Raw genomic sequence first — 4,271 nt, 5'->3', positions numbered from 1 at the left:
TTATTTACGTAATTTAATATTTAATTATTTAATGAGTAAAGGGTAAAAAAAGAGTTTCAATATTACCAAAATGATAACAACGTTAATTTTATAGTCATTTTGACGGAATTTAATGTTTCTTTCTGGTTGATCATGATTATGTTTTTAAAGGATATTTTTTAATTTTGAATGATTTTTTTATAGTAAACATCGCGCTGATCACAAAATGGCGGTTAATTTCCAGATAGGGAATTAAAATTGATATCCCTCAATTAAATAAAACAATTAAAGTTCACAATGAATTACCAATTAAAAATTCATTCTTTTCTTTATTTGTTCTATCTATTTCTCCAGGGAATAAAAGAGGTCAGTCATGATAATACAAATTATCGCGGCATTAGTTATCGTTGCTACAATTTATCTTTTAATTAAAAAATATGAAACTCGGATGGTATTAATTGCTGCTGGGCTAGTACTCTGTATTATTAGCCTCGTGCCAATGGATGCCTTAAATGCATTTAGCGAGCGCATGGTTTCGGCTCCGCTGATCCAAGCCATTTGTTCCAGTATGGGTTTTGCCTATGTTATGAAATACACCAAGTGTGATAAACATTTAGTACTGGTGCTATCTCGTGTTCTGACTCGACTGGGTTTTTTCCTGATCCCCGCAGCAGTCGTACTGACTTTCTTTATTAATATCGCGATCCCTTCTGCGGCTGGGTGTGCTGCCGCGGTGGGTGCGACATTGATTCCGTTACTGATTGCTGCACGTATTCACCCAGCTATTGCTGGTGGTGCTGTGCTGTGCGGTACGATAGGTTCTATGCTGAGCCCTGGGTTGTCACATAACCCATTTGTGGCGCAGATGTCGAACATGAGTATTGTTGACTTAATTGCTCGCCACGGACCATACAGCTTAGCAGTTGGAGGCATCGCTGCTGTTTCCTTAGCTATCGTTGCTTTAGTGAAAAAAGAGTACAACATGAAAGCGGTTGTCGAAGTGAATGGCACCGCGGGCACAGAACAAAATGCAGCGGCAGAACAGCCAAATTATCTGTACGCGACAGCGCCGTTTATTCCATTAATCCTATTAATTCTGCCATTTATGGATGCGCTGAAAGCGTATCAAATTAGTGTGCCAGCAGCGATGGTCATTGGGGCAATTTATGCGTTAGTTATCACGCGTACTAACCCTTCAACCATTACTAAAGAGTTCTTTAAAGGGATGGGGAATGCCTATGGGGATGTTCTTGGGATCATCATCGCTGCTGCTGTTTTCTCTGCGGGTCTCAAAGCATCTGGCTTAATTGATTCCTTTATTGGTTTTCTGATCCACTCTCCTGAATTTGCACGTTGGGGAGGGACATTGGGCCCATTCTTAATGGGAATTATCACGGGTTCAGGTGATGCGGCCGCGTTTGCTTTCAACGAAACGGTAACACCATTTGCCCAGCAATTTGGTTATGAAATTCCTGATTTGGGGATGGCTTCTGCAATTTCAGGCGCATTGGGTAGAACCATGTCACCGTTAGCAGGTGCGGCTATCGTCTGTGCAGGTTTAGCCAATGTGAACCCGATGGAAATTGTGAAGCGTACTGCGCCTGGCATGATTGTTGGGGTGATCTTCATTGCGCTCATCATGCTTTAATTTTAAGGAGATAACATGTCAAATATTACATTAGAACAACTGACTCAATGGCGTCGTGAATTCCATCAATACCCTGAAATTGGTTGGTCTGAGTTTTTAACCACAGCAAAAATCGTTGAAGAACTGCGTCGTTTAAACTTGGACGTCAAAGTGGGTCCGCAGGTGATCAATCCTGAATATGCCTTTGGACGTCAACAGAAAGTGGTTGATAAAGGTTTAGCGGTGGCGAGAAAGCACCAAGTTGATGAAAATCTGCTGGCTGAAATGCAGGAGCTGACAGGGTGCGTTGCTATTTTCGATAGCGGCAAAGCAGGACCAACGGTCGCACTACGTTTTGACATTGACTGTGTCGGCGTGACAGAAAGTACCGATGAAACCCATCGCCCAAAAAATGATAATTTTAGCTCTTGTCATCCCGGCGAAATGCATGCGTGTGGCCATGATGGGCATATCGCGATTGGTTTAGCGGTCGCGCATTGGCTAGTGGCAAATAAAGAGAGCTTATCTGGCAAAGTGAAATTGTTATTCCAACCTGCGGAAGAAGGCGTTCGTGGCGCGAGAGCGATGGCAGAAAGTGGCATTGTGGATGATGTGGATTATTTCTTAGGGGCGCACTTAGGGTTCATTGCCAATAGCGGTGAAATTGTGATTAACCCAACCCATTTCCTCTGCACAACAAAACTGGATTTTCGCTTTAAAGGCGCACCATCCCACGCGGGAGCAGAGCCTGAATTGGGACGTAATGCACTAGCTGGCGCTTGTCATGCCACAACGCAAATGTTGGGAATTTCAAGACACGGTAAAGGTATGTCACGCATTAACGTTGGGGTACTGAATGCCGGTGAAGGGCGAAATGTGACGCCATCTTATGCTCAAATGCAGATAGAAGTCCGCGGCGAAAATGAAGAGATTAACCGCTTTATGAGCGAAAATGCGATTCGCATGGCAGAAGGCTCCGCACACAGCTTCCAGCTAGAAATGGAAAGTGAAGTGATGGGAGAAGCGGTTGATTTAACCAATGACCAAGAGTTGATTGACACCTTGGCTAGTGTGGTAGGGCAACATGGGGAATTAACTGCAGTAGCGACTCGACCGTTTGGTGGTAGCGAAGATGCCACTATTTTGGCAAAACGCGTCCAGCGTCACGGGGGTAAATCTCTGTATTTTGTTGTCGGTGCTGACAGAACCGCAGGGCATCACCAAGCTAATTTTGATTTTGATGAAAAACAGATGTTAACAGCCTATCAGCTGTATACCGGATGTTTGGTGTCATTAATGTAATTTTTTGGTGATAGGAAAAAGCCGCTGAGAGAGCAACCTCCCAGCGGCTTTTCTATTTCGCTAAGGCTTTATTTTGCTAATGAATACAGGGTATCTTTCAATAGATTAGCGGCAATAATGATGTCGTCGAAATCAGTGAATTCATCAGGGTGATGGCTAATTCCATTTTTTGATGGTGTGAAAATCATTGCGGTTGGGAATTTTTGGGCGAGATTCATAGAATCATGACCCGCACCGCTCAACATGGTCATATAACCGATGTTTTGTTCAAGGCAATGTTGTTCAATACACTGACAAATCTCGTTATCTAATTTCACTGGTGCTTCTGCTGAAATTTCACGAATTTGAATCGAAACATCGTTGTCTTGTTCAGATTTTTTAATGGAATTTTTCAAGTGAGTGGCAACGCGAGCAATACTTTCTGGTTCAATGCCGCGAATATCAACCAAGAAGTTCACTTCACCGGGAATAACGTTCATGGAATTTGGATATACATTGAGTTTTCCAATGGTACCGACGGTTCCCCATACAGATTCACGGCAAGCCGCTCGATTCACATCGCTGATAATGGTGGCGCTGGCCACTAATGCATCGTGGCGTTGGTACATTGGGGTGGCGCCGGAGTGATCTGCATGCCCTGTAACCTGAACTTGGAAGCGGGTTGGAGCGGCAATTCCGTTCACAATTCCCACTGATTTTCCTTCAAGTTCAAGGCGCCGACCTTGTTCGATATGCATTTCGATAAAAGCGGAATAATAGTTATCAGCTAATTGGCACTGTTCAATTTCGTGGCTTGGATAACCCAGGCTATCGAGAACCTCGAAAAAGCTGCGTCCATCATCATCTCGGTTGAGAGTCCACTTTTCACGATCAACTTTCCCAAGTAATACTTTGCTGCCAATACAGGAAAAACCAAATCGACTGGATTCTTCTGCCCTGAAAATGACGAGTTCAAGGGAACGGGATAATTGCTGTGGCTCAAATTGCATCAGCGCGTAAAATCCTGCCACGACACCAAGCGTACCATCATAAGCACCGCCATTAGGAACCGTGTCCAAGTGAGAGCCAGTGCCAACAGCAGGTAAATCGGGATTTTTTCCCGGTAATCGGCAAAAAATATTCCCTATCGCATCTTGGCGAACAGTAAACCCAGCTTTTTGCATGGTTTCTATCATGTATTGGTGTGCCAATTGGTCTGTGGGTGTATAAGCCAAACGTGTCACACCTTTATTTTCAGGATAAACAGTAAAGGATGCTAATTTTTCAAATAATAATTTCATTTCATTAGTAGAAAATAATTCCCTAGTCATGAAACCTCTTTCATAAATTGTAATCAGATATATTTAAATGTGTTGGAATAAAT

Annotated in this window: 3 protein-coding genes; 2 read left to right on the top strand and 1 reads right to left on the bottom strand. The window is 43.2% G+C overall.

Annotation, left to right across the window (positions count from 1 at the left end; all coding sequences use genetic code 11):
• Positions 1-352 precede the first annotated feature (352 nt).
• On the top strand, positions 353-1,627 hold the full coding sequence (gene dcuC, locus JK188_RS16595) for a C4-dicarboxylate transporter DcuC (protein WP_036949897.1): 1,275 nt from the start codon (positions 353-355) through the stop codon (positions 1,625-1,627).
• A 15-nt stretch (positions 1,628-1,642) separates the two neighbouring features.
• Complete coding sequence (locus tag JK188_RS16590; protein WP_211887049.1) at positions 1,643-2,908, top strand: amidohydrolase; 1,266 nt, start codon at positions 1,643-1,645, stop codon at positions 2,906-2,908.
• 68 nt (positions 2,909-2,976) lie between these two features.
• Here the strand turns inward: JK188_RS16590 and JK188_RS16585 are convergent, their stop codons facing one another.
• The gene (locus JK188_RS16585; protein WP_211887051.1) at positions 2,977-4,218 is read right to left on the bottom strand and encodes a Zn-dependent hydrolase; all 1,242 of its coding nucleotides are present in this window, start codon (positions 4,216-4,218) and stop codon (positions 2,977-2,979) included.
• Positions 4,219-4,271 lie beyond the last annotated feature (53 nt).

The organism is Providencia sp. JGM181, from assembly GCF_018257375.1.
Classification (GTDB): Bacteria; Pseudomonadota; Gammaproteobacteria; order Enterobacterales; family Enterobacteriaceae; genus Providencia; species Providencia lanzhouensis.
Note: the sequence above shows the minus strand (reverse complement) of the source record. Positions and strands in the feature narration are given on the sequence as shown.